The organism is Mycolicibacterium lutetiense (assembly GCF_017876775.1).
GTDB classification, from domain to species: domain Bacteria; phylum Actinomycetota; class Actinomycetes; order Mycobacteriales; family Mycobacteriaceae; genus Mycobacterium; species Mycobacterium lutetiense.
In genome coordinates this window covers 476,604-501,342 of sequence record NZ_JAGIOP010000001.1, presented here as the reverse complement: position 1 = coordinate 501,342, position 24,739 = coordinate 476,604, and the positions used below count along the sequence as shown (strand labels likewise).

At 66.7% G+C, this 24,739-nt stretch carries 25 protein-coding genes; 8 read left to right on the top strand and 17 right to left on the bottom strand.

Annotated features, from left to right (window positions below; genetic code table 11):
• Positions 1 to 25 precede the first annotated feature (25 nt).
• Positions 26 to 1,225, top strand: a complete 1,200-nt coding sequence (locus JOF57_RS02505) for a cytochrome P450 (protein ID WP_209913321.1) — start codon at positions 26 to 28, stop codon at positions 1,223 to 1,225.
• An 11-nt stretch (positions 1,226 to 1,236) separates the two neighbouring features.
• On the opposite strand, the gene JOF57_RS02500 is transcribed toward JOF57_RS02505, so the two are convergent.
• The gene (locus JOF57_RS02500; protein WP_234937689.1) at positions 1,237 to 1,512 is read right to left on the bottom strand and encodes a hypothetical protein; all 276 of its coding nucleotides are present in this window, start codon (positions 1,510 to 1,512) and stop codon (positions 1,237 to 1,239) included.
• A gap of 398 nt (positions 1,513 to 1,910) precedes the next feature.
• On the opposite strand from JOF57_RS02500, the gene JOF57_RS02495 reads away from it, so the two are divergent.
• From JOF57_RS02495 to JOF57_RS02480, 4 genes are all read left to right on the top strand, one after another.
• Positions 1,911 to 2,990 carry a cholesterol dehydrogenase/isomerase gene (locus JOF57_RS02495; RefSeq protein ID WP_209913318.1) on the top strand — a complete coding sequence of 360 codons (1,080 nt, stop codon included), beginning with the start codon at positions 1,911 to 1,913 and terminating at the stop codon, positions 2,988 to 2,990.
• The gene (locus JOF57_RS02490; RefSeq protein WP_209913316.1) at positions 2,987 to 3,751 is read left to right on the top strand and encodes an SDR family NAD(P)-dependent oxidoreductase; all 765 of its coding nucleotides are present in this window, start codon (positions 2,987 to 2,989) and stop codon (positions 3,749 to 3,751) included. The genes JOF57_RS02495 and JOF57_RS02490 overlap by 4 nt, the downstream gene beginning before the upstream one ends.
• Positions 3,748 to 4,593 (top strand): SDR family NAD(P)-dependent oxidoreductase, encoded by an 846-nt coding sequence (locus tag JOF57_RS02485; protein ID WP_209913314.1) that lies wholly within the window; start codon positions 3,748 to 3,750, stop codon positions 4,591 to 4,593. The genes JOF57_RS02490 and JOF57_RS02485 overlap by 4 nt, the downstream gene beginning before the upstream one ends.
• A 65-nt stretch (positions 4,594 to 4,658) precedes the next feature.
• Positions 4,659 to 5,870 carry an AI-2E family transporter gene (locus JOF57_RS02480; protein WP_209913312.1) on the top strand — a complete coding sequence of 404 codons (1,212 nt, stop codon included), beginning with the start codon at positions 4,659 to 4,661 and terminating at the stop codon, positions 5,868 to 5,870.
• Here the strand turns inward: JOF57_RS02480 and JOF57_RS02475 are convergent.
• Together JOF57_RS02475 and JOF57_RS02470 are read right to left on the bottom strand one after the other, a co-directional pair.
• A complete protein-coding gene (locus tag JOF57_RS02475) occupies positions 5,867 to 6,670 on the bottom strand; it encodes a dienelactone hydrolase family protein (RefSeq protein ID WP_234937688.1) in 804 nt (267 codons plus the stop codon). The two genes, JOF57_RS02480 and JOF57_RS02475, sit on opposite strands and share 4 nt — an antisense overlap.
• A 23-nt stretch (positions 6,671 to 6,693) precedes the next feature.
• Positions 6,694 to 7,332, bottom strand: coding sequence for a DUF4245 domain-containing protein (locus JOF57_RS02470; protein ID WP_209913308.1), 639 nt, complete (start codon positions 7,330 to 7,332; stop codon positions 6,694 to 6,696).
• Between the two features lie 55 nt (positions 7,333 to 7,387).
• On the opposite strand from JOF57_RS02470, the gene glpX reads away from it, so the two are divergent.
• Entirely contained in the window at positions 7,388 to 8,416 is a 1,029-nt protein-coding gene (glpX, locus tag JOF57_RS02465) for a class II fructose-bisphosphatase (RefSeq protein ID WP_209913306.1), read from the top strand.
• 18 nt (positions 8,417 to 8,434) lie between these two features.
• Complete coding sequence (locus tag JOF57_RS02460; RefSeq protein WP_209913303.1) at positions 8,435 to 9,844, top strand: class II fumarate hydratase; 1,410 nt, start codon at positions 8,435 to 8,437, stop codon at positions 9,842 to 9,844.
• 63 nt (positions 9,845 to 9,907) lie between these two features.
• Here the strand turns inward: JOF57_RS02460 and JOF57_RS02455 are convergent, their stop codons facing one another.
• The 13 genes from JOF57_RS02455 to JOF57_RS02395 all read right to left on the bottom strand — a co-directional run bounded on the left by JOF57_RS02455 (position 9,908) and on the right by JOF57_RS02395 (position 22,324).
• Positions 9,908 to 11,632 carry a sensor histidine kinase gene (locus JOF57_RS02455; RefSeq protein ID WP_209913301.1) on the bottom strand — a complete coding sequence of 575 codons (1,725 nt, stop codon included), beginning with the start codon at positions 11,630 to 11,632 and terminating at the stop codon, positions 9,908 to 9,910.
• A gap of 42 nt (positions 11,633 to 11,674) precedes the next feature.
• A complete protein-coding gene (locus JOF57_RS02450) occupies positions 11,675 to 12,097 on the bottom strand; it encodes a pyridoxamine 5'-phosphate oxidase family protein (RefSeq protein WP_209913299.1) in 423 nt (140 codons plus the stop codon).
• A 90-nt stretch (positions 12,098 to 12,187) separates the two neighbouring features.
• Positions 12,188 to 12,826, bottom strand: a complete 639-nt coding sequence (gene dosR / locus JOF57_RS02445) for a hypoxia response regulator transcription factor DosR/DevR (protein WP_209913298.1) — start codon at positions 12,824 to 12,826, stop codon at positions 12,188 to 12,190.
• A 10-nt stretch (positions 12,827 to 12,836) separates the two neighbouring features.
• Positions 12,837 to 13,271: a universal stress protein gene (locus JOF57_RS02440; RefSeq protein ID WP_209913296.1), complete on the bottom strand. Its 435-nt coding sequence runs from the start codon at positions 13,269 to 13,271 to the stop codon at positions 12,837 to 12,839.
• A 9-nt stretch (positions 13,272 to 13,280) separates the two neighbouring features.
• Positions 13,281 to 14,261, bottom strand: coding sequence for an Acg family FMN-binding oxidoreductase (locus tag JOF57_RS02435; RefSeq protein ID WP_209913294.1), 981 nt, complete (start codon positions 14,259 to 14,261; stop codon positions 13,281 to 13,283).
• A gap of 77 nt (positions 14,262 to 14,338) precedes the next feature.
• Positions 14,339 to 15,223, bottom strand: a complete 885-nt coding sequence (locus JOF57_RS02430) for a polysaccharide deacetylase family protein (RefSeq protein WP_209913292.1) — start codon at positions 15,221 to 15,223, stop codon at positions 14,339 to 14,341.
• Positions 15,224 to 15,301: 78 nt separating this feature from the next.
• A complete protein-coding gene (locus JOF57_RS02425; protein ID WP_307869946.1) occupies positions 15,302 to 16,615 on the bottom strand; it encodes an RNA 5'-3' helicase PhoH2 in 1,314 nt (437 codons plus the stop codon).
• A 200-nt stretch (positions 16,616 to 16,815) separates the two neighbouring features.
• The gene (locus JOF57_RS02420) at positions 16,816 to 17,643 is read right to left on the bottom strand and encodes an acyl-ACP desaturase (RefSeq protein ID WP_209913290.1); all 828 of its coding nucleotides are present in this window, start codon (positions 17,641 to 17,643) and stop codon (positions 16,816 to 16,818) included.
• A 65-nt stretch (positions 17,644 to 17,708) separates the two neighbouring features.
• Positions 17,709 to 19,172: a glycine hydroxymethyltransferase gene (locus JOF57_RS02415; RefSeq protein ID WP_209913286.1), complete on the bottom strand. Its 1,464-nt coding sequence runs from the start codon at positions 19,170 to 19,172 to the stop codon at positions 17,709 to 17,711.
• A gap of 24 nt (positions 19,173 to 19,196) precedes the next feature.
• Positions 19,197 to 19,730, bottom strand: coding sequence for a hypothetical protein (locus JOF57_RS02410; protein ID WP_209913284.1), 534 nt, complete (start codon positions 19,728 to 19,730; stop codon positions 19,197 to 19,199).
• A 67-nt stretch (positions 19,731 to 19,797) separates the two neighbouring features.
• Positions 19,798 to 20,124, bottom strand: a complete 327-nt coding sequence (locus tag JOF57_RS02405; protein WP_209913282.1) for a hypothetical protein — start codon at positions 20,122 to 20,124, stop codon at positions 19,798 to 19,800.
• A gap of 304 nt (positions 20,125 to 20,428) precedes the next feature.
• Positions 20,429 to 20,887: a hypothetical protein gene (locus JOF57_RS02400; protein WP_209913280.1), complete on the bottom strand. Its 459-nt coding sequence runs from the start codon at positions 20,885 to 20,887 to the stop codon at positions 20,429 to 20,431.
• Between the two features lie 189 nt (positions 20,888 to 21,076).
• Positions 21,077 to 22,324, bottom strand: a complete 1,248-nt coding sequence (locus JOF57_RS02395; protein WP_209913279.1) for a DUF885 domain-containing protein — start codon at positions 22,322 to 22,324, stop codon at positions 21,077 to 21,079.
• A 30-nt stretch (positions 22,325 to 22,354) separates the two neighbouring features.
• Here JOF57_RS02395 and coaA point away from each other — a divergent pair, with 30 nt between their 5' ends.
• Positions 22,355 to 23,293 carry a type I pantothenate kinase gene (coaA, locus tag JOF57_RS02390; protein WP_209913278.1) on the top strand — a complete coding sequence of 313 codons (939 nt, stop codon included), beginning with the start codon at positions 22,355 to 22,357 and terminating at the stop codon, positions 23,291 to 23,293.
• Here coaA and JOF57_RS02385 read toward each other — a convergent pair.
• On the bottom strand, positions 23,265 to 24,737 hold the full coding sequence (locus JOF57_RS02385; protein WP_209913276.1) for an NAD(P)/FAD-dependent oxidoreductase: 1,473 nt from the start codon (positions 24,735 to 24,737) through the stop codon (positions 23,265 to 23,267). The genes coaA and JOF57_RS02385 overlap by 29 nt on opposite strands.
• Between the last annotated feature and the right edge of the window lie 2 nt (positions 24,738 to 24,739).

Sequence of the window (24,739 nt, the reverse complement as noted above, 5' to 3'; positions counted from 1 at the left end):
CGGAATCGCCAGCCAACCTGGCCAAATGCTCCTGGCACACGAACTATTCGAACCCGCCTGCCTGCAGGACCCGTATCCGCTCTACGACCGGCTGCGGGCCCAGGCCCCGGTGGCGCAGGTCGGCGACTCCCCGTTCTTCGTGGTGACATCATTCGACGCCGTCATCGAGGCCACCGCACGTTCCCAGGACTTCTCGTCGAATCTCACCGCGACCATGTGGTCCCAGCCCGACGGCACCGTCTCCGCATTCGGCATGGGCGAGCCGGGCAGCCCCATCCACGTGTTGGCCACCGCAGACGATCCGGCCCACGCCGCCCACCGCAAGATGGTGCTGCCCCGAATGGCCGCCAAGCGGATAGCCGAACTGGAACCCTTCATCGCGGCCGTCACCGCCGACCTGCTGGCCGGGGCGAACGGAGAATTCGAGTGGATGTCGGCCTTGGCGGACCGGCTGCCCATGCTGGTGGTGGCGCGCCTGCTGGGGCTGCCTGCCTCGGACGTTGATCGACTGGTGACGTGGGCCTATGCCAGCACCCAACTGCTGGACGGGCTGGTCGATGCCGACCAGCTGACCGCGTCGGGCATCGCAGCCGTTGAACTCGGCGGGTATCTGACCGAACGGTTCACCGAAGCGTCGGCAAATCCGGGAGAGAACCTACTGGGAGACCTTGCGGCCTACTGCGCGGCCGAACGCGTGTCCCGCGACGCGGCAGCGTTCATGCTGATCCAGCTGGTGGGCGCGGGGGGCGAATCGACCGCGTCGTTGATCGGCAGCGCCGTATGGATTCTGAGCCGACACCCCGACCTCGCCGAACGGCTGCGCCGGGATCCCGCCATGATCACGCCGTTCCTGGAGGAAGTACTGCGGTTCGAGTCCCCGTTTCGGGGCCACTATCGGCATGTCCTGGCCGATGCCGAACTCGCAGGCGTCGCGCTACCCGCGGACAGCCACCTGCTGCTGTTGTGGGGCGCGGCCAATCGGGATGCGGAGGTATTCGGGGATCCGAACGAGTTCCGGCTGGATCGGCCGAATATCAAGAATCACTTGGCATTCGGCAAGGGCGGCCACTTCTGCCTCGGGGCCGCACTGGCCCGGCTCGAAGCCCGCATCGTGATCTCAGCCCTGCTGTGCACCGGCAATACCGTCAGTCCGGCCGGGGATGCCGAATGGCAGCCCAGCCTGTTGGTGCGCCGGTTACGTCAGCTTCCGCTGGACGTGCGGTGAACTAGCTGAACTCAGGCCGCTTGCGCAGCGAGCGCGATGCTGTCGTCGTCAACGAACACCAGGCCGCCGTCGTCGAGGTTGACCGCCCAACGTCGCGCCGGTTGCGCGATTTGCTCGCCAGCGACCTCGACCGCGGTACCGGCCAAGTCGGCGAAATCTTCGACGACGACGCCGTGCAGTTCGTCATCAGTTCCCGGATAAACGATCACCGAGGATCCCACAGCAACGTCTGCGGCAATTTCGCCGGAGTCACTGTCGTTAACCCCCGTCACGACATCTTCGGACATCACACACCTCCCCAATTACTGACGCGTGCAACCGAGTACATCACAATCACCTGCGATCGGCTCACTTTCGTCGATACGTACAGCCACACCCTGCATAGGTCTCGGGCAAATTTCCAAATCCGGTAACGAACACCGTTCGGGCAAATGGGTCACACCGAGCCGGATCACGTGTCCCTGGTCACATCTGGCCCACGACGACGCCATTGACCAATGCTTTTGAGGCAACTGCAGCAACATTCGCTTTCTCCGCCGCCGCCCCAGTACCACGCCCATGTACCGGTTGCTGAGCACCCGCGGGCGAACGGCCTCCGATGAACCCGCGGTCGAGGCCAGGGTCGCGGTGACACACGCCACATCCGTGTTCGCTAGGGTTGGAACACGTTCTAGCGAGGAGGCCTATGTCCGACGCTGTTTTGGTTACCGGCGCGTTCGGTCTGGTGGGCTCCGCGGTCGTGAAGACGCTGGCCGCCGGCGGACGCACGGTCGTCGCGACCGATCTCGACGTACCGGCGAACCGCAAGGCCGCCGCTGCACTCCCGGCATCGGTGGCGGTGCGCTGGGCCGATCTGACCGATTCTGCCGCCGTCGACGCGCTGGTAGCCGCGGTTGCCCCGGCCGCGATCATCCACCTCGCCGCGATCATCCCGCCGTTCTGCTACATGCGCCGCGGGCTGGCCCGCAAGGTGAACGTCGAGGCCACCGCATCGCTGGTGCGGGCCGCCGAAGGCCAGCCGATTCCGCCCCGATTCGTGCAAGCGTCCAGCATCGCCGTGTACGGCGCCCGCAACCCACACCACATCGACGACGTACTGACCCCCGACACCCCGACCAACGCGTCCGATATCTACGGCGCGCACAAGGTGGAGGCCGAAGCCCTGGTCCGGGCCTCGAAGCTGGACTGGCTGATCCTGCGCCTCGGCGGGGTGATGAGCTCCGAATTCAGCCTCGGCATCGACGTCGACCTGATCTCGTTCGAGAGCGTGCTGCCCGCCGACGGGCGGCTGCAGACCGTCGATGTGCGCGATGTCGCGGCAGCGTTCGTCGCGGCCACCACGGTCCCGACCGACACCGCCAACCACGAGGTGCTGCTGATCGGCGGCGACGCCGAAACACACCGGCACATCCAGTCGGCAGTTGGTTCGCAAGCGGCCGGCGCGATGGGCATCAGGGGTGGCCTACCGATCGGCCGGCCCGGTAACCCCGACGACGACGCCGCCTGGTTCGCCACCGACTGGATGGACACCAGCCGGGCGCAGGAAGTGCTCGGGTTCCAGCATCACTCGTGGCCACAGCTCCTGGCGGACACCAGGGCCAACGCCGGGCTGAAGCGCTTCCCGATCGGACTGGCGGCACCTCTGATCCGCGCGTTCCTGCGGTCGAAGTCCGCCTACAAGGACTATCCAGGACAGTTGGCGGACCCGTGGAACGCCATCGACAAGAAATGGGGCGACCACCGCCCGGATGGGATCCAAGCATGAGCACCGAACGGGTAGCGATCGTCATCGGCGGGGCCTCGGGGATCGGCTGGGCCAGCGCGCAGGCCCTGGCCGCCGACGGCTGCCGCATCGTGGTGGCCGACCGTGACGCCGACGGCGCCGCGGCCCGAGCTGCCGAGCTCGGTGCGCCGCACACCAGCGCCTATGTCGACGTCACCGACGAGGAAGCGGTGCAGAAGCTGTTCGAGACGGCAGGACCCGTTGACATCGTGCTCAACTGCGCGGGGTTCAGCAACATCGGCCTGATCACCGACCTGGCGGTCGAGGACTTCCGCTCCGTCGTCGACGTCTGCCTCAACGGCGGGTTCATCGTCGCCAAACACGCTGGCCGCAACCTGCCCGAAGGTGGCGTCCTGGTGTCGATTTCGTCGCTGAACGGGCGCCAGCCCGCGGCCGGCATGAGCGCCTACTGCGCGGCGAAGGCCGGGTTGTCGATGCTGACGCAGGTGGCGGCACTGGAAATGGGGCCGCGCGGCATCCGGGTCAATGCGATCGCGCCGGGATTCGTGAAGACCCCGCTGACCGATCCCGCGGCGATGATCCCCGGTGTGGTCGAGGACTACATCGAGAACACCGCACTGGGCCGCAGCGGAACCCCCGAAGACATCGCCGCCGCGGTGGTGTTCCTGTGTTCACCGCAGGCGTCGTGGCTGACCGGCGAGGTGCTCGATCTCAACGGCGGCGCACACCTCAAGCGCTACCCGGACATCCTCGGCCATGTCATGAAGCTGGCCCAGGCGTGACCTCCCTCGCCGGAAAGCAGGCGCTGGTCACCGGCGCCGGATCCGGCATCGGCGCGGCCCTGTGCCGCGCGCTGGTGGCCGCCGGCGCCGAGGTGCTGTGCACCGACATCGACGAAGATGCGGCGGCCCGCACCGCCTCAACGCTCGGCGCACGGTCGGCACGTCTCGACGTCACCGATGCGACCGCTGTGCAGTCCGCAGTCGACGGCGTCGTCGAGCGGGCCGGACGGCTTGACCTGATGTTCAACAACGCAGGCATCGTCTGGGGCGGCGACACCGAGCTGCTGACGCTGGACCAGTGGAACGCCATCATCGACATCAATGTGCGCGGTGTCGTCCACGGTGTCGCCGCGGCGTATCCGCAGATGATCCGGCAGGGCCACGGCCACATCGTCAACACCGCCTCGATGGCCGGGCTGGCCGCCGCGGGCCAGCTCACCAGCTACGTGATGACCAAGCATGCCGTCGTCGGGTTGTCGCTGGCCCTGCGCTCGGAGGCGGCGGCCCATGGGGTGGGCGTGCTGGCGGTGTGCCCGGCCGCGGTCGAGACCCCGATCCTGGACAAGGGCGCGGTCGGCGGGTTCGTCGGGCGCGACTACTTCCTGCAGGGCCAGGGCGTCAAGACCGCCTACGACGCCGACCGGCTGGCCGCCGACACCCTGCGCGCCATCGCCCGCAACAAGGCCATCCTGGTCAAACCCCGTCGCGCCCATGCCTCCTGGCTCATCGCGCGGTTGGCGCCCGGCCTGATGCAGCGGCTCTCGATGCGCTTCGTCGCCGCACAACGCGCCGGCCAGGCCGCCCGCCCCTCGGCAGCGAGCTCCGACGTCACGCTGGAGTGACGCTCAATGCCGACCGTCACGCCGGCGTGACGATAAGGTCAGCGCAACGGCGGGAAGGGGCGGAGATGAAAGACCAGTTCACCCTCACCCAGAAGCGGGCCCTGGCCGTCTTCACGGTCCTGGCCGTGCTACTCGGGGCCTACTTCCTGCGCGGCTACTTCATCCTGATCGTGATGGCGGCCGTCAGCGCCTACCTATTCACCCCGCTCTACCAACGGTTTCAGCGCCGATTGGGCACCGGACTGTCGGCCACGCTGACGCTGTTGGTCGCCGTCCTCATGGTGATCATCCCGATATCCCTCATTGTGTTCATGGCGATCGTCCAGGTCACCCAGCTCGTCAACACAGTCAGCACGTGGATCGGCGACACCGACGTCAGCACTCTCGGCGACCGGGCCCTGCAACTCGTCAACTCACTGCTGGGACGGGTGCCGTTCCTCGACATCCATCTGACCGCGGATTCGTTGCGCGACACCGTGGTCAAGCTGTCTCAGCATCTCGGCGAATGGCTGCTCGGCATCCTGCAGGGTGCGGTCGGCGGCATGGTCGGCGCGATCACCTCGTCGATCATCTTCCTGTACGTGTTCATCTCGATGCTCGTCAACAAGGATGAGTTGGCCACCCTGATCCGTCGGCTCAACCCGCTCGGCGAGGAGATCACCGACCTGTACCTGGCAAAAACCGGCGCCATGGTGAAGGGCACGGTCAAGGGCCAGTTCGTGATCGCGTTCTGCCAGGGCGTGGCGGGGGCGATCTCGATCTACATCGCGGGCTTCCACAACGGGTTCTTCGTCTTCGCGATCCTGCTGACCGCGCTGTCTGTCATCCCACTCGGCGGCGGCATTGTCACCATTCCGTTCGGCATCGGAATGATGTTCTTCGGCAACGTCATCGGCGGAATTTTCGTGGTGGTGTTCCACCTGTTGGTGGTCACCAACATCGACAATGCGCTGCGCCCGTGGCTCGTGCCCAAAGCGGCCCGGTTGGACCCCGCCCTGATGCTGCTCGCGGTGTTCTCCGGAATCTCGATGTTCGGCTTCTTCGGGATCGTGATCGGGCCCGTGCTGATGATCATCATCGTCACCACGGTCATGGTGTACCTGGCCGTGTACAAGGGCGTCGAGCTGGAAACCGACGAAACCGACACACCGGGCCCCACCCCATGGAAACGAGTGTGGGGCTGGATTCAGAAGCGGCTCGGGCACAACAACGAGGCACCCGCAACCGAACCCGAGGCCGAACCCGAAGCCGAGTCGGACAGACGCACCTCCGCCTAATTCGCGCTCAGACGCTCGGTAAGAAACGCCACCACCCGCTTGCGCGCCTCATAGGCGGGATGCCCGTCGACCTCGCGGACCTGATCGGTCAGCACCGAATGCGCCGCCGCCGACAGTCCGTCGGGGTTGCCCTTCTTCGAGTTGATCTCGATCACCTCGAACGCATCACCGAGGCGGGCCTTGAGGGTGGCGAACCGCTCTCCCGGCGCCAACTTATCCTGGCTGAACCGCAGGGCCAGCGCGCACAGGCCGTCGTTGGCGACGCGTTGCTCGACGATCTTGAGCTCGGCCTCCGACATGCCAGGATCGCGTTTCTGCGCCGCGGTCAGGGCGATGGGGACCGACGGCTGACTGAGCACCGGAGCCAGCACGCTGTCGTCCACCGCGGCGGCTAGCGCGAAGCCGCCGGTGAAGCACTGCCCGATCACGCCGACGCCCTTTCCGGGGGTGTTGGCATTGAGATCGCGGGCCAGGGCCCGTAGGTAGTGCGCGACGGGCCGGTCGGCGTTGGTGGCGAATGCTGAAAACTCTCGTGTCACACAAGCTTTCACCATGACTCCGATGGCGCCCGGCCGTACTGCCGCCGCGCCCGGAGTACCGAACAGCGACGGCGCTGCCACCGTGAAGCCGTTGTCCACCAGATGATTGCCCAGCGCGAGAACGCCGGGATGCAGGCCGGGGATCTCGGGGATCAGAACCACCCCGGGGCCCGCACCCTTGCGGTACACGTCGTAGGTCTGGCCGGCGGCTGTGAACGGGGTGGCGGTCCACCCGGTGAGATCTGCAACTGGCGACGACAACACGGGCTCCATCCGTTAGTGCGTCACGGCCGCTTCATCGGCAGCGGCGACTGCTTCTGCGTCGCACTCGCCAGCGTACGGTACTCATCGGTACCACCGGCGCCCGTGATCGCCACCTGCGCCGGCCCACTCAGCCTCGCAGTCCACACCGGTTCGGGGTCGCTGCTCTCGTAGACCACCCAGGTGACCCCGTCGACGTCCTGAGTGCCCGACGCATACGAATCCGGCTTGATCGAGGCCACCAGCGCGGCCTCGTCGGCATTGCTCTGGGTCAGGCTCAGATACTTCCCGTTGGGTGCCAGATAGCCGATACGCGAGGACACCGCGCGGCCGTGCTGACCGTTGGGCAAGGTCACACCACCATCGATGCCGTGGCGACTGCCGGAGTTCGGCTGCCAGCCCTCTGGCAGCTGGGGCATCCGGATGGGGATCTTCAGCGCGTCGGCGTCGGCCTGGAAGGCAGCCGGCGCATCGAACTCGGGAGCCGGGCCCGCCCCGGGTCCACTCGCCTGAAATGAACACATTCCGAGCATCCCGGCCAATACGATGCAGGCCACCACCAGCGGCGCCATCGACCAGAACATGTCCCGGCCGTCCTGCAGTAACCGGGCCTTCGCCGGTTTCGGGGCCGGGGTCGGCTGGGCGGTGGGCTGATCGGACATGGCTGCCAGTATCCCAGCTCCCAAACCCTGACCACGTTCTGGGACAATCTGGGCCATGAGTCCCACGCGGGGGGAAGCCCCGGATCGCAACCTTGCCCTTGAGCTCGTCCGGGTAACCGAGGCCGGCGCCATGGCCGCAGGCCGCTGGGTGGGTCGCGGCGACAAGGAGGGCGGCGACGGGGCTGCCGTCGATGCCATGCGTGAGCTGGTCAACTCGGTATCGATGCGCGGTGTCGTGGTGATCGGCGAGGGCGAGAAAGACGAAGCTCCGATGCTCTTCAACGGTGAAGAGGTCGGCAACGGCGACGGCCCGGAATGCGATTTCGCCGTCGACCCGGTCGACGGCACCACGCTGATGAGCAAGGGCATGCCCAATGCCATCTCGGTGCTCGCCGTCGCCGAGCGCGGCACGATGTTCGACCCGTCAGCGGTGTTCTACATGAACAAGATCGCCGTGGGCCCCGACTGTGTCGACGCCATCGACATCACCGCCCCGATCGGCGAGAACATCCGCCGGGTGGCCAAGGTGCGCGGCGCTTCGGTGGGAGATCTGTCCGTGTGCATCCTGGACCGGCCGCGGCACGCCCAGCTGATCCAAGATGCCCGCGCCGCCGGCGCCCGCATCCGGCTGATCACCGACGGTGACGTGGCCGGGGCGATCTCGGCCTGTCGGCCCAACTCGGGCACCGACATCCTGGCCGGTATCGGCGGAACCCCCGAGGGCATCATCGCCGCGGCCGCCATCCGCTGCATGGGTGGTGCGATCCAGGCCCAGCTGGCCCCCACCGACGACGCCGAGCGGCAGAGGGCCCTCGACGCCGGCTACGACCTGGACCAGGTGCTCTCCACCGAGGATCTGGTGTCGGGTGAGAACGTCTTCTTCTGCGCCACCGGCGTCACCGACGGTGACCTGCTCAAGGGCGTGCAGTACTACCCCGGCGGGTGCACCACCCAGTCGATTGTGATGCGGTCCAAGTCCGGCACCGTCCGGATGATCGAGGCCTACCACCGGCTGACCAAACTCAACGAGTACTCCGCCATCGACTTCACCGGCGACAAGACCGCCGCCTACCCGCTCCCGTAACTGGTCAGAAAGGTCAGCATGAGCTCCGACACCGACGTCGAATACCGCATCGAGCACGACACCATGGGCGAGGTCCGGGTTCCGGTCAACGCCATGTGGCGGGCGCAGACCCAGCGCGCCGTGGAGAACTTCCCGATCTCCTTCCGCGGGCTGGAGCGCACCCAGATCCGGGCGCTGGGACTGCTGAAGGCAGCCTGCGCGCAGGTCAACAAGGACCTGGGCCTGCTGGCCGCCGAGAAGGCCGACGCCATCATCGCCGCGGCCGGTGAGATCGCCGACGGCCTGCACGACGACCAGTTCCCGATCGACGTGTTCCAGACCGGCTCGGGCACCAGCTCGAACATGAACGCCAACGAGGTGATCGCCTCGATCGCCGCCCGCAACGGCGTGACGGTCCACCCCAACGACGACGTGAACATGTCGCAGAGCTCCAATGACACGTTCCCGACCGCCACCCACATCGCGGCCACCGAAGCCGCTGTGCGCCACCTGATTCCGGCGCTCGAGGTGCTGCATGAGTCGCTGGCCGCCAAGGCCAAGCAGTGGAAGACCGTGGTCAAGTCGGGCCGCACCCACCTGATGGACGCCGTCCCGGTGACCCTGGGCCAGGAGTTCGGGGGCTACGCCCGTCAGATCGAGGCCGGCATCGAACGTGTGAAGGCCACGCTGCCCCGCCTGGGTGAGCTCGCCATCGGCGGTACCGCCGTGGGTACCGGGCTCAACGCCCCCGACGGTTTCGGTCCCAAGGTGGTCGAGGTGCTGGTCAACCAGACCGGCCTGGCCGAATTGCGTACCGCCTCAGATGCGTTCGAGGCTCAGGCAGCCCGCGACGGGTTGGTCGAGGCATCGGGTGCGCTCAAGACGATCGCCGTCTCGCTGACCAAGATCGCCAACGACGTGCGCTGGATGGGTTCCGGCCCGCTGACCGGTCTGGGCGAGATCCAGCTGCCGGACCTGCAGCCGGGCAGCTCGATCATGCCGGGCAAGGTCAATCCGGTTCTGCCCGAGGCGGTTACCCAGGTGGCCGCGCAGGTCATCGGCAACGACGCCGCCGTCACCGTCGGCGGCCTGTCGGGCGCCTTCGAGCTCAACGTGTACATCCCGATGATGGCGCGCAACGTGCTCGAGTCGTTCACCCTGCTGGCCAACGTGTCTCGGTTGTTCGCCGAGAAGTGCATCGACGGCCTGATTGCCAACGAGGATCATCTGCGCACCCTGGCCGAGTCCTCGCCGTCGATCGTGACGCCGCTGAACTCGGCGATCGGCTACGAGGAGGCCGCCAAGGTCGCCAAGCAGGCCCTCAAGGAGAAGAAGACCATCCGCCAGACGGTGGTCGACCGCGGCCTGATCGGCGACAAGCTGTCGGAGGCCGAGCTGGACAAGCGCCTCGACGTGCTCGCCATGGCGAAGGTGAAGGACGGGGAGTAGCCACTTCCGCTATTCGCGAGAGCGCCCCGAAACCGCACGGTTTCGGGGCGCTTTGCATTTGCACTACTCAGGAAGCGGTGCGGCCCAACGCAACACGGTCCCACCGCCGGGCCGGTCGGTGATGGTGAACCGGCCACCCGCGCTCAATGCCCGGGCCCGCAGATTGCCCAGCCCACTCTCGGTGACCTCGGCGGCGATCCCGCAGCCGTTGTCGGCCACCTCGATGGACAGGTCGTCGGCCACCTCCACGAACACGGTGAGTTCGGTTGCCCCCGAATGACGTACGGCATTGCTGATCGCCTCACGCAGCACCGCCTCGGCATGGTCGGCCAGGGTCGAATCGACCACCGACAGCGGGCCGACGAACCGGGTGCCGGTGTGTATCGGCGCGTCGGCGAACTGGGCGATCACCTCATCGAGGCGCTGCCGCAACCGTGTCGCGCCGGCCTGGGCTCCATGCAGGTCGAAGATCGCGGTGCGGATCTCCTGGATCACCGCCTGGAGATCGTCCACGGTGGCGGTGAGCCGCTGCTGCACCTCGGGGGAATCTGCCCGCGGGATCGTGCCCTGCAGTGACAGTCCGACCGCGAACAGGCGCTGGATCACGTGATCGTGCAGGTCCCGGGCGATGCGGTCCCGGTCGGCCAGGATCTCCAACTCACGCACGCTGCGCTGCGAGCTGGCCAGCTGCCAGGCCACCGCGGCCTGGTCGGCGAACGCTGCGGCCATGTCGAGTTGCTCGGCGGTGAAGGTCTGGGCGCCGTCGGCGCGCACGGCCACCAGTACCCCGGCGACGGTGTCGGTCGCGCGCAGCGGTAGCACCAGCGCCGGGCCGCCCGCGCCGTCCAGCTCGAGGCGGTCGAGCCGGTGCGGTGTGCCGTCGTGAAACGCCGCGCCCACCGCCCCCTCCGCTGACTGCGGACCCACCGGAAGTGAGTCGATGGTGGTCGGACGGCCGGCTGTGGCGGCCACGACGAGGGCATCGGCCTCGCCGGCGGGGACCTCGCTGCCGGGCACCGCGACCACGATGCGGTCGGCCCCGGTCAGTTTGAGCGTCTCATCGGCCACCATGCGGAACACCCTGGCCGGGTCGGTGCCGCCGAGCAGTTCGGTGCCGATGTCGCGGATGGCCGCGATCCAGGCCTGCCGGTCGCGGGAGAGCTGGTAGAGCCGGGCGTTCTCCACCGCAACGCCTGCGGCGGCAGCCAGTGCCTCCACGAGCACCTCGTCGTCCTCGCTGAACGGCTGTCCGTTGGTCTTTTCAGTGAGGTAGAGGTTGCCGAACACCTCGTCGCGGATCCGCACCGGCACACCGAGAAAGGTCCGCATCGGCGGGTGGTTGGGCGGGAACCCGACCGACGCGGGATGTTCGCGGATGTCGTCGAGGCGGATCGGTTTCGGGTCATCGATCAGCACGCCGAGCACACCACGCCCCTCGGGCAGATCCCCGATCACGGCGCGGGTGGCGTCATCGATGCCCTGGTAGACGAACTGGGTCAGCTCATGGTCGTCGCCGCGGACACCCAGCGCGCCGTAGCGGGCATCGACCAGGTCGATCGCGGTCCGCACGATGGTGCTCAGCGTGACCTCAAGGTCCAGGCCCGAGGTCACCGCCAGCATGGCCTCGACCAGGCCGTCGATCCGGTCGCGGCCGGTGATGATCTCCTCGACCCGGTCCTGGACCTCGGTGAGCAATTCACGCAAGCGCAACTGCGCGAGAGTGTTCCGCAACGGCGGAGTTCGCTGTTCGTCGTCGGGCTGCACACCGTGACCAGTCACGTCCACCATGCTGGCACTACCGGCCGCGGCGTACCAAGCCAGCCGACGTCGTCACTGCGCCTCCGGTTCGGGTCCGAACCGGAACCGACGGCCGGTGACCCGCACCGGTGACACCCGCACATAGTGCGTCTTGGACGTCGCCGTCCACGGCAGCAACTGCGCCCGGTCCGCTTCGGCCAGTTCCTCGTCGGTGCGCAGGGTGCGTGCGACGCCTTGCACGATCACGCTCCAACCTTCGGCCGCGTCGTGATCGTCGGCTTCGAACAACACGTGGTTGTTGATGGCCGCGCTGATCAGCTTCGTCCCCGCTGCGGTCCGGAACAGGACAGTGCGGTTCTGCACCGCGAAGTTGACCGGGAAGATGTGTGCTTCGTCGTCCACCGCGGTGATGAGTCGACCCAGCGACATCCCGCCCAGCAGGTCCCAGCACTCCCGCTCGGAAAGAATATCGACCGGCACACTGCGCGTTGACATTCCGGTTTCCATAGCGAAGACGCTATCGCCGTTCACTTCGCGGCACGACGGGCGAAAGCCCTATCCCTCAGGGACCAAAGACTCTGGCAGCTACGGACGCGGACGGTCCAGGGTCGAGGCGAATACCGCGGCCTGCGTGCGACGTTCCATGCCCAGCTTGGCCAACAACCGCGACACATAGTTCTTGACGGTCTTCTCGGCGAGGAACATCCGGGCCGCAATCTGCCGGTTGGTCAGCCCCTCCCCCAGCAGATCGAGCAGCACCCGCTCCTGCTGGGTCAGCCCGGCCAACGGGTCGGACCGCTCGGCGTCGCTGCGCAGTTTCGCCATCAGCGCCGTGGCGGCACGATTGTCCAACAGTGACTTCCCGGCCCCGACGTCCTTGATCGCCTGGGCCAGCTCCATCCCCTTGATGTCCTTGACCACGTAACCACTGGCGCCGGCCAGGATTGCGTCAAGCATCGCCTCGTCGGAGGTGAACGACGTCAGCATCAGGCAGCGCAGATCGGGCATGCGCGACAACAGTTCCCGGCACAGCTCGATGCCGTTGCCATCGGGCAGCCGGACGTCGAGCACCGCGACGTCCGGATTGAGGGCCGGCACCCGGGCCAGCGCCTGGGCCACCGAATCGGCCTCACCGATCACGTCCAGCTCCGGGTCGGCGCTGAGCAGGTCGATCAGCCCGCGCCGAACCACCTCATGGTCATCGACCAGAAAGAGTCTGATCATTCCCCGAGTCTCACAATCGGTCGCGCCGATCGCAAGTGCGCACCGCGCAGCCCGAGGAAGCCAACGCGGTCTGCAACCCGGGTGAATCGGGGTGGTCGGCGCCGAGCACGAGCATTTGGGCCGACTCCGGGTGGGCCGTCAGGTAATCCGCAGCGCTGCCGTAGCCGTCGACGGTCTGCACGTCGAGTTCGGGGGATCGTTTCAGCGCGCGGGCCAACCGGCGCTCCAGCTGCGCTGCCGACAACCGGTCACGCTCGGCGACGGCGGTCGCGTCGTACATCTCGCGATGCCGGACTCCCCAGGTGGTCAGCACCCGCAGCGGCGCGCCGCGTCCCACGGCCTCCTCGATCGCGGCGTGCAGCGCGTCGTTGCTGGCGGCGCGGCCGTCGGCTTCGACCAGAACGGCCGCACCGGCGGGGGCGGGGGCGGTCAGGGTGTCGGTCATGGTCATCTCCTATTCGAAGGTCAGGAAGGTGTCGACGCCGCGGCGCGGTGTCGGCGGTGGTGTCTCGGTGAGCGCCGGAGCGATGCCGATCCGGACCAGCAACTGCGGGCAGGCATCCCGGCCGATCAGGGCGCCGATGATGTCGCGGCTGGCATGCAACTCGGTCACGTGGCTCACCGGGCAGGTACTCAGACCCGACAGCGTGCATTCCAGCAGCACGGCCGAGAGCGCCTCGCCCGCGTCGAGGGCATCTGCCCGGCTGTACCCGTCGGTGGACAGCACCACCAGGGTTGCCGAATCGTCGCGGACGGCGGGCCGTCGATCGGTGTGCGAGGTGACCGGGAAGGTTCGTGCCACCGCGACCCGCTCACTTTCCGCAGCCGAGACCAGGGCGCTCTGCGGAATGCCATCCTCGGTCGCGAACGGTGTTGTCCACCAAGCAAGTTCGGAATGGTAGGCGGAATCGTACAGACGCAGTGTCTCGGTCAGCGCAGCTGCCTCGGCCACGTCGGCGCGGCTGTCCTCGGCCAGCACATCCAGGTGCACCGGGCCGTCGGCCAACCGCACTCGCAGCAGGGCCTCGAGAGCATCGAAGCCCGCGTACCCCGCCATCGGCAAGCGGTCGGTACGCCGGGCCAGGATCGCATCGGCCCGCCGGCGATGCGCATCGGTGACGAAGTCCATCGGCGAGAACTGCAGCGTCGCCAGATGATCGCGATCATTCGGATTCGGGAAGCGGTCGACGCTGGTGGCCCATCCGGCTGCGGCCATGGCGACCCGCAGATGGTCCAGCAGCACCCCGCAGCTGACGATCGCCTCACGCGACGATCGATCCGTCGCGTTCACCACCCGACTGGGGTCCAGGTGCAGATGCACGCCCTTGCCGTCGACCACCAACCGCCAGGGTTGGGTGTTGTGCAGCGAAGGTGCACGCGATGCCAGCTGCACCGCACTGGTGAGGGTCGCAGAATCGAACATCGTCTCGGGCATGCTTCAAGCCTCGTCGTGCCCGGGCCCGTCGGTTAGGGTCTTTGGTCCTCAACCCGACGCGATGTGCATCTCAGTTGTCAGGCCCCGTTGTTGGGGCCACCCGAATTCGCTCCGGGGATGTCGGTGATCGGGAAGTTCGGCATCGGCGCGGGCGACGGTGTCGCGGGCAGCGTCGGGATCTCCTCCGGCGGAATGTCCTTGAGCGCCTCGGCCGGCGGCACGGGCGGGCCGTTGTCCCGGCTGCCGTAACTGGTGCCCGGCTCCCGCTCACCGAGCATGTGACTGACGGTCACCAGGTGGTAGCCGTTGGCCTTGAGCACCGGGATGAACTGCTGCACCAGGTCCACGGTGGACGAGTAGGTGTCATGAAACAACACCACGTTGTTGGGCCTGATCTGCGTCATCAGCATGTAGCGGGTCGCGGCGATGTTGGCGTCGTTGGCCCAGTCGAACGGGATGACGTCCCAGTTGATGTCGGCCAAGCCCTGCTTGCGCGCCTCGGCGAGCACCTGATCGTTGATCAATCCGCCCGCGGTGCGTACCAGCTTCGGCCGCTGGCCCGTCGCGGCCTCGATGGCGTCGCTGGCCCTGCTGAACTGCGCCGGGATCTCCTCGGGCGGGATGGTCGTCATGTTGGGGTGTTCCCAGGTGTGGCTGCCGACTTCCATCCCGGCCTCCGCGATGCGCTTGGCGCCTTCGGGGTTGGCGGCGGCCTTGTTGCCGATCAGGAAGAAGGTGGCCTTGGCGTCGTTGTCCTTGAGGATCTGCAGCAGCCGGTCGGTGTACGGGCCCGGCCCGTCGTCGAAGGTCAGTGCGATGCACTTCTCTGTCGCGCAGTCCACGTGGTCGGGATCGTCACGACGGATGTGCCCGGTGAGCACCCCCACCACCAGGACCACCACCGCGGCAACCACGCCGACCGCAGTCCACCGCCACGCCTGACTGTTGGGAAGCCTCACCACTCCGGCAGCCTACCGGCCTGGGATTTGGGTGCGTTTACCGGCGGTGAGCGCCGCTAAACGCACCCGAATCACTCCGACTCAGGGCAGGGCGCCGGGGCTGAACTCCTCCAGCATCTCGGTGACCAGCGCGGCGATCGGTGAACGTTCGCTGCGCTGCAACGTGACGTGAGCGAACAACGGATGACCCTTGAGCCTCTCGATCACTGCCGCGACACCGTCATGACGGCCCACCCTCAGGTTGTCCCGCTGGGCCACGTCGTGGGTCAGCACCACCCGCGACCCCGCGCCGAGCCGCGACAGCACGGTCAGCAGCACATTGCGTTCCAGTGACTGCGCTTCGTCGACGATGACGAATGAGTCGTGCAGCGAACGGCCCCGAATGTGGGTCAGCGGAAGCACTTCAAGCATTCCGCGGGACAGCACTTCGTCGAGTACCGCCGGGCTGGCCAGCCCTTCGAGGGTGTCGAAGACGGCTTGGGCCCACGGCCCCATCTTCTCGCTCTCACTGCCCGGCAGGTAGCCGAGATCCTGTCCACCGACCGCATACAGCGGACGGAACACCACGACCTTGCGCTGAGTTCGACGTTCCAGCACCGCCTCCAGGCCCGCGCACAGAGCGAGCGCGGATTTGCCGGTGCCGGCCTTGCCGCCCAGCGAGACGATGCCCACGGATTCGTCGAGCAGTAGATCAAGGGCGACGCGCTGTTCGGCTGACCTTCCCCGGAGGCCGAACACTTCGCGATCACCGCGGATCACCTGTACCCGCTTCTCGGCATTGACCCGTCCGAGTGCTGACGAGCTGCCGCCGAGTAACCGAATTCCGGTGTGGCAGGGCAAATCCCGAGCTTCCGCCACATCGATCTCGCCGTCGGCGAACAGGGCGTCGATTTCCTCGGCAGCCACGTCCAACTCGGTCATGCCGGTCCAGCCGGACACCACGACGTCCTGTGCGTGGTATTCATCGGCGGGCAGACCCACCGCGCCCGCTTTGACTCGCAGCGGGATGTCCTTGCTCACCAGCGTGACGTGCTTGCCCTCTGCGGCGAGATTGGCTGCACACGCCAGGATCCGGGTGTCGTTGGTGTCAGTGCGGAAACCTGAAGGCAATACCGACGGGTCGATGTGATTCAACTCGACCTGCAGCGAACCGCCCTCTGCGCCAACAGGAATCGGCTGATCCAGCCGTCCATGCTCAAGCCGCAGATCATCGAACATCCGCAGCGCCTGCCTGGCGAACCAACCCAGCTCGTGGTGATGCCGTTTGGCCTCGAGCTCGCTGATCACGACCAGCGGGACCACCACTTCATGCTCGGCGAACCGGGTGCATGCCCATGGATCGGACAGCAACACGGAGGTGTCGAGCACATAGGTACGGACAGCGTTATCAGTCACGTGGCGCTCCTAGAACCCGCGCGGCCCCACACGAGTTGCTCGGTGGACACTGCGGCACCAGGACCGGAGCCGGTCCTCTCGTGATCTAACCGATCGGTACCGTCCGGACAGCAGAGCATGTCGCTAGCCATCGGATTGGACGCTACTCCCGCGGTGACGGGGTTGCTGGCTGGCGCGCCGGGGGTACGACGCCGGGCGCGTTACGTGTTGATGAACTCCTGGAGCGCGGCTTCGTCGGCCAGGCCCCAGGCGGTGATTCGGTCGGAGATGACCTTCGCCAGCGCGGCCTTGTCGAAGATGCCGGTCTCGGCCACCAGTGCGACCTTGTCCTGGTATGCGTCGATGTCCGCGCCGATCACATCGAGCTCGCGGGCGCGGGCGGCAATGGCCGCGACAGTCTCGTCGCGGTGGGTGCTCAGCAGGTGCGAGACCAGGTTGGCGAAGAACAGCTCGTGGCGCTCCTCGTCGAGGACGATGCGGTCGACCATCGAGCCCAGCACCGGCTCGGTGATCTGGCCCCGCAGGTTGCGGGTGAACACCGCGTGCGCACGCTCGAAGAACGCCATGAACACCAGCGTCTCGATCTGGCTGTAGCTGTCGGCGCGGTAACCCTTCATCACGTGCTCGACGCGGACGTCCTCGTTGGCCGTCGGGTCGATCTCGCGGGTGACGACGAGGTAGTTGCGCAGCGCGACGGCGTGCAGGTGCTCCTCGGCGGTCCAGCGGCCCAGGAAACGGCCCCACTTGTCCTCGAGGATGAAGTGCTCGACGAGCTCGCGATGGTAGCCGGACAGGTTGTCCTTGGTGATCAGCAGGATCTCCAAGGCGTCGGTGATGTTCTTGGGCAACGTCACCTGCGACGGATCCCAGTCCTGTCCACCGAGGAAGGCGAAGTTCTCACCCTGGTCGAACGGCACGTAATCGTGCGCATACCAGAGATCCTCGGTATCCAGGTGTCGACGCAGCTCAGCCTCGACGACGGGCTCGAGCTCCAGGGTCAGCGCATTAGCGACAGGTTTCTGTGCCATGCGGTAACTGTAACCCGTGTACACACATTTCTAAAAGTCAGCTCGATGTGATGTCGAGCGCCGACTCAGAGGGTGAGGCCCGGGTACAGCGGGTTCGCATCGAGCAGCTCCGCCGAGGCGGCGTGTACCCGATCGGCGGTGCCGTCAGCGAGCTTGTACTTGGCCTTGGAAGTACCTTCGGCCTGCGTGTTGGACAGGACGTCGACGATCAATTCGGCCACCCGGTCGAAGTCGTCGGCGCCGAATCCGCGGCTGGTCAGCGCGGGCGTACCCAGCCGCACACCGCTGGTGTACCAGGCGCCGTTGGGGTCGGCCGGGATCGCGTTGCGGTTGGTGACGACGCCCGCGTCCAGCAGCGCGGACTCGGCCTGGCGGCCGGTCAGTCCGAACGAACGCACGTCGAGCAGCACCAGGTGGTTGTCGGTGCCACCGGTGACCAGGGTCGCGTCCCGCTTGACGAAGCCGTCGGCCAGCGCCTGGGCGTTGTCGGCGACCGCCTGGGCGTAGGTCTGGAACGCCGGCTGGCGCGCCTCGGCCAGCGCGACGGCCTTGGCCGCCATGACGTGGCTCAGCGGCCCACCGAGCACCATCGGGCAGCCCTTGTCGACAGCCGGGGCGAATTCCTCGGTGGCCAGCACCATGCCGCCGCGCGGGCCGCGCAGCGACTTGTGCGTGGTGGTCGTGGTGACGTGGGCGTACGGCACCGGGTTCTCGTCACCGGTGAACACCTTGCCCGCGACCAGGCCGGCGAAGTGCGCCATGTCGACCATCAGCGTGGCGCCCACCTCGTCGGCGATCTCGCGCATCTTGGCGAAGTTCACCCGGCGCGGGTAGGCCGAGTAGCCGGCGACCAGCACCAGCGGCTTGAACTCGCGTGCCGCGGCGGCCACGGCGTCGTAGTCCAGGAAACCCGTCTCGGGGTTGGTCCCGTAGCTGTGCTGATGGAACATCTTGCCGGAGATGTTGGGCCGGAAGCCGTGCGTCAGGTGTCCGCCGGCGTCCAGGGACATGCCCAGCAGACGCTGGTTGCCGAGCTTGGCGCGCAGCTTCTCCCAGTCCGCCTCGGACAGGTCGTTGACGTGTTTGGCGCCGAGTTCGGCCAGGCCGGGGGCCTCCACTTTGGTCGCCAGGATGGCCCAGTAGGCAACCAGATTGGCGTCGATGCCGGAGTGCGGCTGAACGTAGGCGTAGGGGGCGCCGAACAGCTCGCGGGCGTGCTCGGCCGCCAGTGCCTCTACGGTGTCGACGTTCTGGCAGCCCGCGTAGAAGCGGTGCCCGACGGTGCCCTCGGCGTACTTGTCGGAGAACCAGGTGCCCATGGTGAGCAGCACGGCCGGGGAGGCGTAATTCTCGCTCGCGATCAGCTTGAGCGAATCGCGTTGATCGGCAAGCTCTTTGCGGGTAGCTGCGGCGACCCGGGGCTCGACGGACTCGATGACCTGCAATGCGGCCTGGTACGCGGCGCTTGAGGTGTCGGCGTAATCAGCGCCGGAAGCCGCGGGCAAGGTGGAGGACGGGTCTGCTGCCATGGCATTCAGCCTAGTCGGAGCGGGTCAGCTCGACGGTCCCGGGCCGGGTTGACCCGGCGGGTATCCGGGGTAGGGATAGGCCGGTGGGTATCCGGGGTAGGGATAGGGCGGTTGGGTCGGCGGCGGGACAGCGAGGCCCCGGGTGAGCTTGGTGAGCAACACGAACCAGGCGGCAACCCCGACGATCACCGATCCGGCCCACAGGAGGTTGCTGACGGTTTCCATGGGCGGTCCGTCACCGATCACCTTCATCAGGACCGACGGGAATCCGCCGGGGCTGTCCCCGCCGTCGACACAGGCAAGCCCGAACACGAACATCGACGCCCACAGGATGACCTGGGCCCAGGCCTGCCCGGAGGTGAGTTCCCCGCCCGGCTGCTTACGCATCAACCTGCTCGTGAATACCAGGCAAAGCGCCAGCCACGGTGCGGCGAGGACACCGAACACCACCATCCACCCGAGCTGCGCAAACAGTCCCCGGCCGATCACCATCCACACCAACAAGAGCATGTTGAGCGGCATGGCCAACGCGGGGACATACAACCGAAGTTCAGACACCCTCGGACCCTAAGCCTGCGATGTCGACGGGAAGAGCAGCTCATCGCAGGAAGCGTTGGTGGTCAGATCACTTTTTGTGGCTCCACGCGCCACCGGCCTTGCCGTTGGCATAACCGCCGCCGGGCCACCCCTTGCTCCAGTCGTGACCGGCCCAGGCGCCGCCAGGCCACCCCTTGCTCCAGTCCCAGCCGGCCCACGCGCCGCCGGGCCACGGGCTCACGAGGGGAGGAGGCTTCGGCGGGGCCACCGTCTCGCCGTTCAAGACCACGACGGGATCGGCATTGGTCACCATCGCAGGTCCGGCCAGCAACCCGGCCAGGCCCATCGAGCCCACCGCCACGACCACACCGGCCATGCGCTTGACCCGGTTCGATTTCGTGCTCGTTGTAGTCATGTCGACCCCTTGCTGCCGCTCGGTACGTCGCACGATGCTCAGCAAATATTTTACGCTCGGCCAGCGAGCCCGATCAAGCTACGGCCGCGCCGGGACCCAGCGCCCGACGAGTAGCGAATCAAGGTCATTACTTGCCTTTTCAACTGCGCTTTCATGAACCGGCCCACCGCAGGCGCAACAAAGTCGGCGGATCCGGCTACGGAACACCAGAGGCCGCCCTCAGCAAATCCCGAACAACTGTGCCGACGACCGGCACCGCGCAGAAAACCAGGCGGACCCATCGGTTCGCCTGGTTTCGCAGTTGTCAGCGGTGCAACCACGCCCCGCCGGCCTTGCCGCGGATCAGCGCGCCGCCACCTTTGCCGTTGGCGAAACCGCCGCCTGCCGTGCCGTTGGCGTAACCGCCGCCGGGCCATCCCTTGCTCCAGTCGTGACCGGCCCATGCACCGCCGGGCCACGGGCTGACCAGCGGCGGGATCTCGACGCTGGGGACGCCAGGGACACTGGGGACGCCGGGGATTCCGGACGCGCCGGCGATGCCAGTGACGATGGACGTCACCGGATCGCTACCGACCTTTGTGGCTGGCGCTTTTTTGCCGCCGGGCTGGGCCGGGGCCACTGGATCGCTACCGACCTTCGTGACGGGACTGGCATCGGCGACCGCGGCGGGGCCGACGATGGCGGCGAGCCCCATCGCGCCGGCCGCTACGACGGCGCCGACGATGCGCTTGATGCTGTTCCGTTTCCCAGGTGTTGCTGACATGTTCATTCCCTTGCCGCGACCCGGCTTCTTCACCGGGCCCCTCGGCAACCATGTTACCGATCAGTAACAAGGCCGTTCAAGGGTTTGAGACAGAGTTCACCGGGTGCAGAAACAGCGACGTACGCCACTCAATTGGCAAACCGCTGCGCTACGGCGTCGGCGACGTGGTGAATCACGTCGAGGAGTTTGCTACGACGCGCTCCGGAGGGTAGACGGGATCAGCGGCTCATCGAGCAGCCGCCCGAAGCGCTGGGGCAACGTGACGCCATCGGGCCGGTCGTCGAGCCACCCCCGCAGCAGCCGGTACCCCTCGATGTAGGTGCTGGTGTAGGCCCGCCACAACGGCGAGGACAGGAACCGCAGGCTCTGCCGGGCCCGATCGTCGTCGACCAGCAGCCAGCGCTTGAGGAACTCGACCACCTCGTCGACGTCACGATGCTCGTCGTGCAGCATCAGCGCGGCGTCCTGGCGTACGTCGGCCAGGCCGGCCACCGCCTCCGAGATCGCCTCGGCGCGCTCCCCGTCGAACCGAAGTCCCAGGTCGGCGTAGATATCGGCGGCCCACGCCCCCCAACCCGGCCCGACGATGGCATGCAACGCCAAATCGGCCAGGCCCTCGGCCATCAGGCATTGCGGGGTGTTGACGAGGAAGATCGTCTGTTCGAGTTGATTTTGACCGGCCACCAGCCCTGCTTCCTTGCGGCAGTGCTCGGTGTGATGACCGGGGTAGGACTCGTGGGCCACCAGCCGGGGCAGGTTGGCCATCTGTTGTTTGAGGTCGGCGTTGATCGCGACGGTGGACTTGTAGTCACCGAGGTAGTAGTTGAATCCCGACCACGGTCTGTCGGTGACCACTTCGTAGGTGATGGTCTCCGTTTCCGGCAGCGGGTAGGCAGCGCGCACCTTGTCGCGCAGGGCCGAGGAGAACGCGTGGAGGCACTCCTCCAGCCGGGCCGGCGGGATCTCGTCTCCGGTGCGGTGCGCCTGAATACGCTCGGCCAGTGGACCGGTTCCACCGAGTGCGTCGTCGAGTTTGGCGTGGGCCTGCCGGTACTTCTCCGGGTCACCCTTGCTGATCCGCACGTCGAAATAGGCCTGCACCTCGTCGACGAAACCGACCTGCTCACCGGCGAATTTACGGCCCGCGCAGTTGAGCGCCCGCAGATGCGCGGCAATGTATTCGGCACGGTCCCGATCGAGGTCGTCTGGGATCTGGGCCAGCAGCCGATCCGCTTGCCGAGCCAGCTCGGCCGGGTCGGGTGTGGGCTCGTTCTCGACCGCACGGCGCAGCTGCGGGTCACCGGTGAAAGAGTCGACGTAGCCGTCCTCAACCCGGTCGAAGCGCAGGCCGAGGAGCAGATATTCGCGAATCAGAGCGGCCGAGTCCGTCACTGTGCCGGTTCCGGAGCCCGCCTTTTTCTCGATCCCGTTATCCATGCCCCCAACCGTAGATGTAAGACTGATCGGATGCCGCGGCCGAGCGAGCCGAGCCCCTATGTGGAGTTCGACCGAAGTCAATGGCGTGCACTGCGCATGTCGACACCGCTGAAACTCACCGAGGACGAACTGCTGCGCCTGCGCGGTATGGGCGAGAAGCTCGACATCCTCGAGGTCGAAGAGGTCTATCTGCCGCTGGCCCGATTGATCCACCTTCAGGTGGCCGCCCGGCAGCGTCTGTTCGCCGTAACGTCAGAGTTCCTCGGTGAGCCGCAGCAGAATCCGGACCGACCAGTGCCGTTCGTCATCGGCGTGGCGGGCAGCGTGGCAGTCGGAAAATCGACCACCGCCCGTGTGCTGCAGGCCCTGCTGGCCCGCTGGGGCCACCACCCCCGGGTCGACCTCGTCACCACCGACGGGTTTCTCTACCCCAACAAGGAACTCAACCGCCGGAACCTCATGCACCGCAAGGGCTTCCCGGAGAGCTATGACCGGCGCGGGTTGATGCGGTTCGTCACCGCGGTGAAATCCGGCGCCGACGAAGTCTGTGCGCCGGTGTACTCACACCTGCTGTACGACATCGTGCCGTGCGAGAAGCAGGTGGTGCGACATCCGGACATCCTGATCCTCGAAGGCCTCAACGTCCTGCAGACCGGGCCGGCGCTGATGGTCTCGGACCTGTTCGACTTCTCGGTGTATGTCGACGCACGTATCGAGGACATCGAAAAGTGGTACATCTCGCGGTTCCTGACGATGCGCTCGACAGCGTTCGCCGATCCGGCGTCACACTTCCATCACTACTCGACCCTGACCGATGATCAGGCCGTGTTTGCCGCGCGTGACATCTGGCATTCCATCAATCGGCCCAATCTGATCGAGAACATCCTGCCGACCCGGCCGCGCGCCACCCTGGTGCTGCGCAAGGATGCCGACCACGCGATCAACCGGCTGCGACTGCGGAAGTTGTGATCAGCGGTCCGCAACGGACATCGAAGCGCTCCCCCACCGTGTCCAGTGTGCGACGCAGATGCTCGCGGTCGCGGTGGTGAGTCGCCAGGAACCGGGCGGTGGAAACCAACTGGCGCGGTTTCGGATACCAGCGGTTGAAGTCCAGGCCGCATTCACGGAACACCTTGACCGGCAGTGCATCCGATAGCAAGCTCAGGTTGTATTGGGCCAGCGTGAACATCGCGTACGGCAATGTCGTCTTGGACTTTCTCGACAGGTCCTCCAGGTCGAGTTGGTACAGCGGCACTGTGTTGAGCTTGTCGAGGAACATCAGGTGCGTCGCAAAGTAGGCCGCATACGACGTCAGATGCAAAGTTGCGGAACGAATTTGGATCGACAGAATAGATCCCGCACCGGACAGATACGGCTCGTAGGGATGCTCGTCACCGATGAGGTAGCCGGTGCAGTTCACGATCCAGCTGCCCGGCTTGACGGGCTTCCGCGCCCCGCTGCGCAACACCAGATCGACGGAGCCGTCGTCGTCGACGACATCGACCAGGTGGTCCATCACCACGTCATTCAGCCCCGCGGCGATCGTGGCGTTCTCGGCTTCGGAGAGCACGCCGGCCATGAAGTTGGCGGCTCGCGGGGTCGGGCACGTGCCGTAGGCAGACCGAAACCACCGCGCCACTTCGTTCTCGTTGGTGCCGTCGAAGCGGCGGGTCATCTCGATGGCCATCTTGGTCAATTCGACTCCACCCCACCAGCGCTGGACACCGGCGGGGAACAGTCGGTCCCGGCTGGAGAAGAAGGTTCCCGATCCGGCCACCATGTTCACGTCGCGGCCCGGATACGTTGTGATCAGGGTGTGCACGGTGTCCATGGCGGTCTTGCCACTGCCGATCACCCACACCGGGGTGTCGCTGTCGTAGATCTCCCCGGAGCGCACATCGCAGGTATCAGGTGACACCGACCGCACCCGATCGCTGGACAGCTGCAGGGCATCGTTCGGCGTCACCCGCACGCCGTAGGCCTTGATCAACCGGGCGGCCCGGATGGTGTGTGGTTGCCCGTCGCCGTCGCGACACGCGATGTGCACGGCGCCACCGACGGCTTCACCTGATTCGAAATCCCAGCCGAACCGCTCCTCCACCCGCACCCGCTGTTTGATCTGCTGCAGGCAGTACGCAAAGTGATCGAGCACCTCCGGTTTGGTGGCCAGGTAGGACGGTTCACGGCCCAGCGTCCACTCGATGTCACCGGCGGTGAACATCGGGTGAGGCTGGTGCAGCCGCACATACGGGTAGGTGTCCACCCACATGCCACCGACCCGCGGGCGACGGTCGATCAGGACGATCGTCTGGTCGGGTCTGAGATATCTGCTGGCGACGAACAAGGCATTCATGCCGGCCAAGCCGGCGCCGACAATGCAGACATCGCAGCTGTCCGCAGCAGTTGTGGTCATCG

Coding starts and splice junctions, on each gene's coding strand:
- JOF57_RS02495 (WP_209913318.1), top strand. CDS start 1,911: ATGTCCGACGCTGTTTTGGTTACCGGCGCGTTCGGTCTGGTGGGCTCC.
- glpX (WP_209913306.1), top strand. CDS start 7,388: ATGAGTCCCACGCGGGGGGAAGCCCCGGATCGCAACCTTGCCCTTGAG.
- JOF57_RS02455 (WP_209913301.1), bottom strand. CDS start 11,632: ATGGTGGACGTGACTGGTCACGGTGTGCAGCCCGACGACGAACAGCGA.
- JOF57_RS02470 (WP_209913308.1), bottom strand. CDS start 7,332: ATGTCCGATCAGCCCACCGCCCAGCCGACCCCGGCCCCGAAACCGGCG.
- JOF57_RS02440 (WP_209913296.1), bottom strand. CDS start 13,271: ATGACCGACACCCTGACCGCCCCCGCCCCCGCCGGTGCGGCCGTTCTG.
- JOF57_RS02505 (WP_209913321.1), top strand. CDS start 26: ATGCTCCTGGCACACGAACTATTCGAACCCGCCTGCCTGCAGGACCCG.
- JOF57_RS02460 (WP_209913303.1), top strand. CDS start 8,435: ATGAGCTCCGACACCGACGTCGAATACCGCATCGAGCACGACACCATG.
- JOF57_RS02395 (WP_209913279.1), bottom strand. CDS start 22,324: ATGGATAACGGGATCGAGAAAAAGGCGGGCTCCGGAACCGGCACAGTG.
- JOF57_RS02400 (WP_209913280.1), bottom strand. CDS start 20,887: ATGTCAGCAACACCTGGGAAACGGAACAGCATCAAGCGCATCGTCGGC.
- JOF57_RS02480 (WP_209913312.1), top strand. CDS start 4,659: ATGAAAGACCAGTTCACCCTCACCCAGAAGCGGGCCCTGGCCGTCTTC.
- JOF57_RS02490 (WP_209913316.1), top strand. CDS start 2,987: ATGAGCACCGAACGGGTAGCGATCGTCATCGGCGGGGCCTCGGGGATC.
- JOF57_RS02405 (WP_209913282.1), bottom strand. CDS start 20,124: ATGACTACAACGAGCACGAAATCGAACCGGGTCAAGCGCATGGCCGGT.
- JOF57_RS02435 (WP_209913294.1), bottom strand. CDS start 14,261: ATGCCCGAGACGATGTTCGATTCTGCGACCCTCACCAGTGCGGTGCAG.
- JOF57_RS02385 (WP_209913276.1), bottom strand. CDS start 24,737: ATGACCACAACTGCTGCGGACAGCTGCGATGTCTGCATTGTCGGCGCC.
- JOF57_RS02415 (WP_209913286.1), bottom strand. CDS start 19,172: ATGGCAGCAGACCCGTCCTCCACCTTGCCCGCGGCTTCCGGCGCTGAT.
- dosR (WP_209913298.1), bottom strand. CDS start 12,826: ATGATCAGACTCTTTCTGGTCGATGACCATGAGGTGGTTCGGCGCGGG.
- JOF57_RS02420 (WP_209913290.1), bottom strand. CDS start 17,643: ATGGCACAGAAACCTGTCGCTAATGCGCTGACCCTGGAGCTCGAGCCC.
- JOF57_RS02500 (WP_234937689.1), bottom strand. CDS start 1,512: ATGTCCGAAGATGTCGTGACGGGGGTTAACGACAGTGACTCCGGCGAA.
- coaA (WP_209913278.1), top strand. CDS start 22,355: ATGCCGCGGCCGAGCGAGCCGAGCCCCTATGTGGAGTTCGACCGAAGT.
- JOF57_RS02450 (WP_209913299.1), bottom strand. CDS start 12,097: ATGTCAACGCGCAGTGTGCCGGTCGATATTCTTTCCGAGCGGGAGTGC.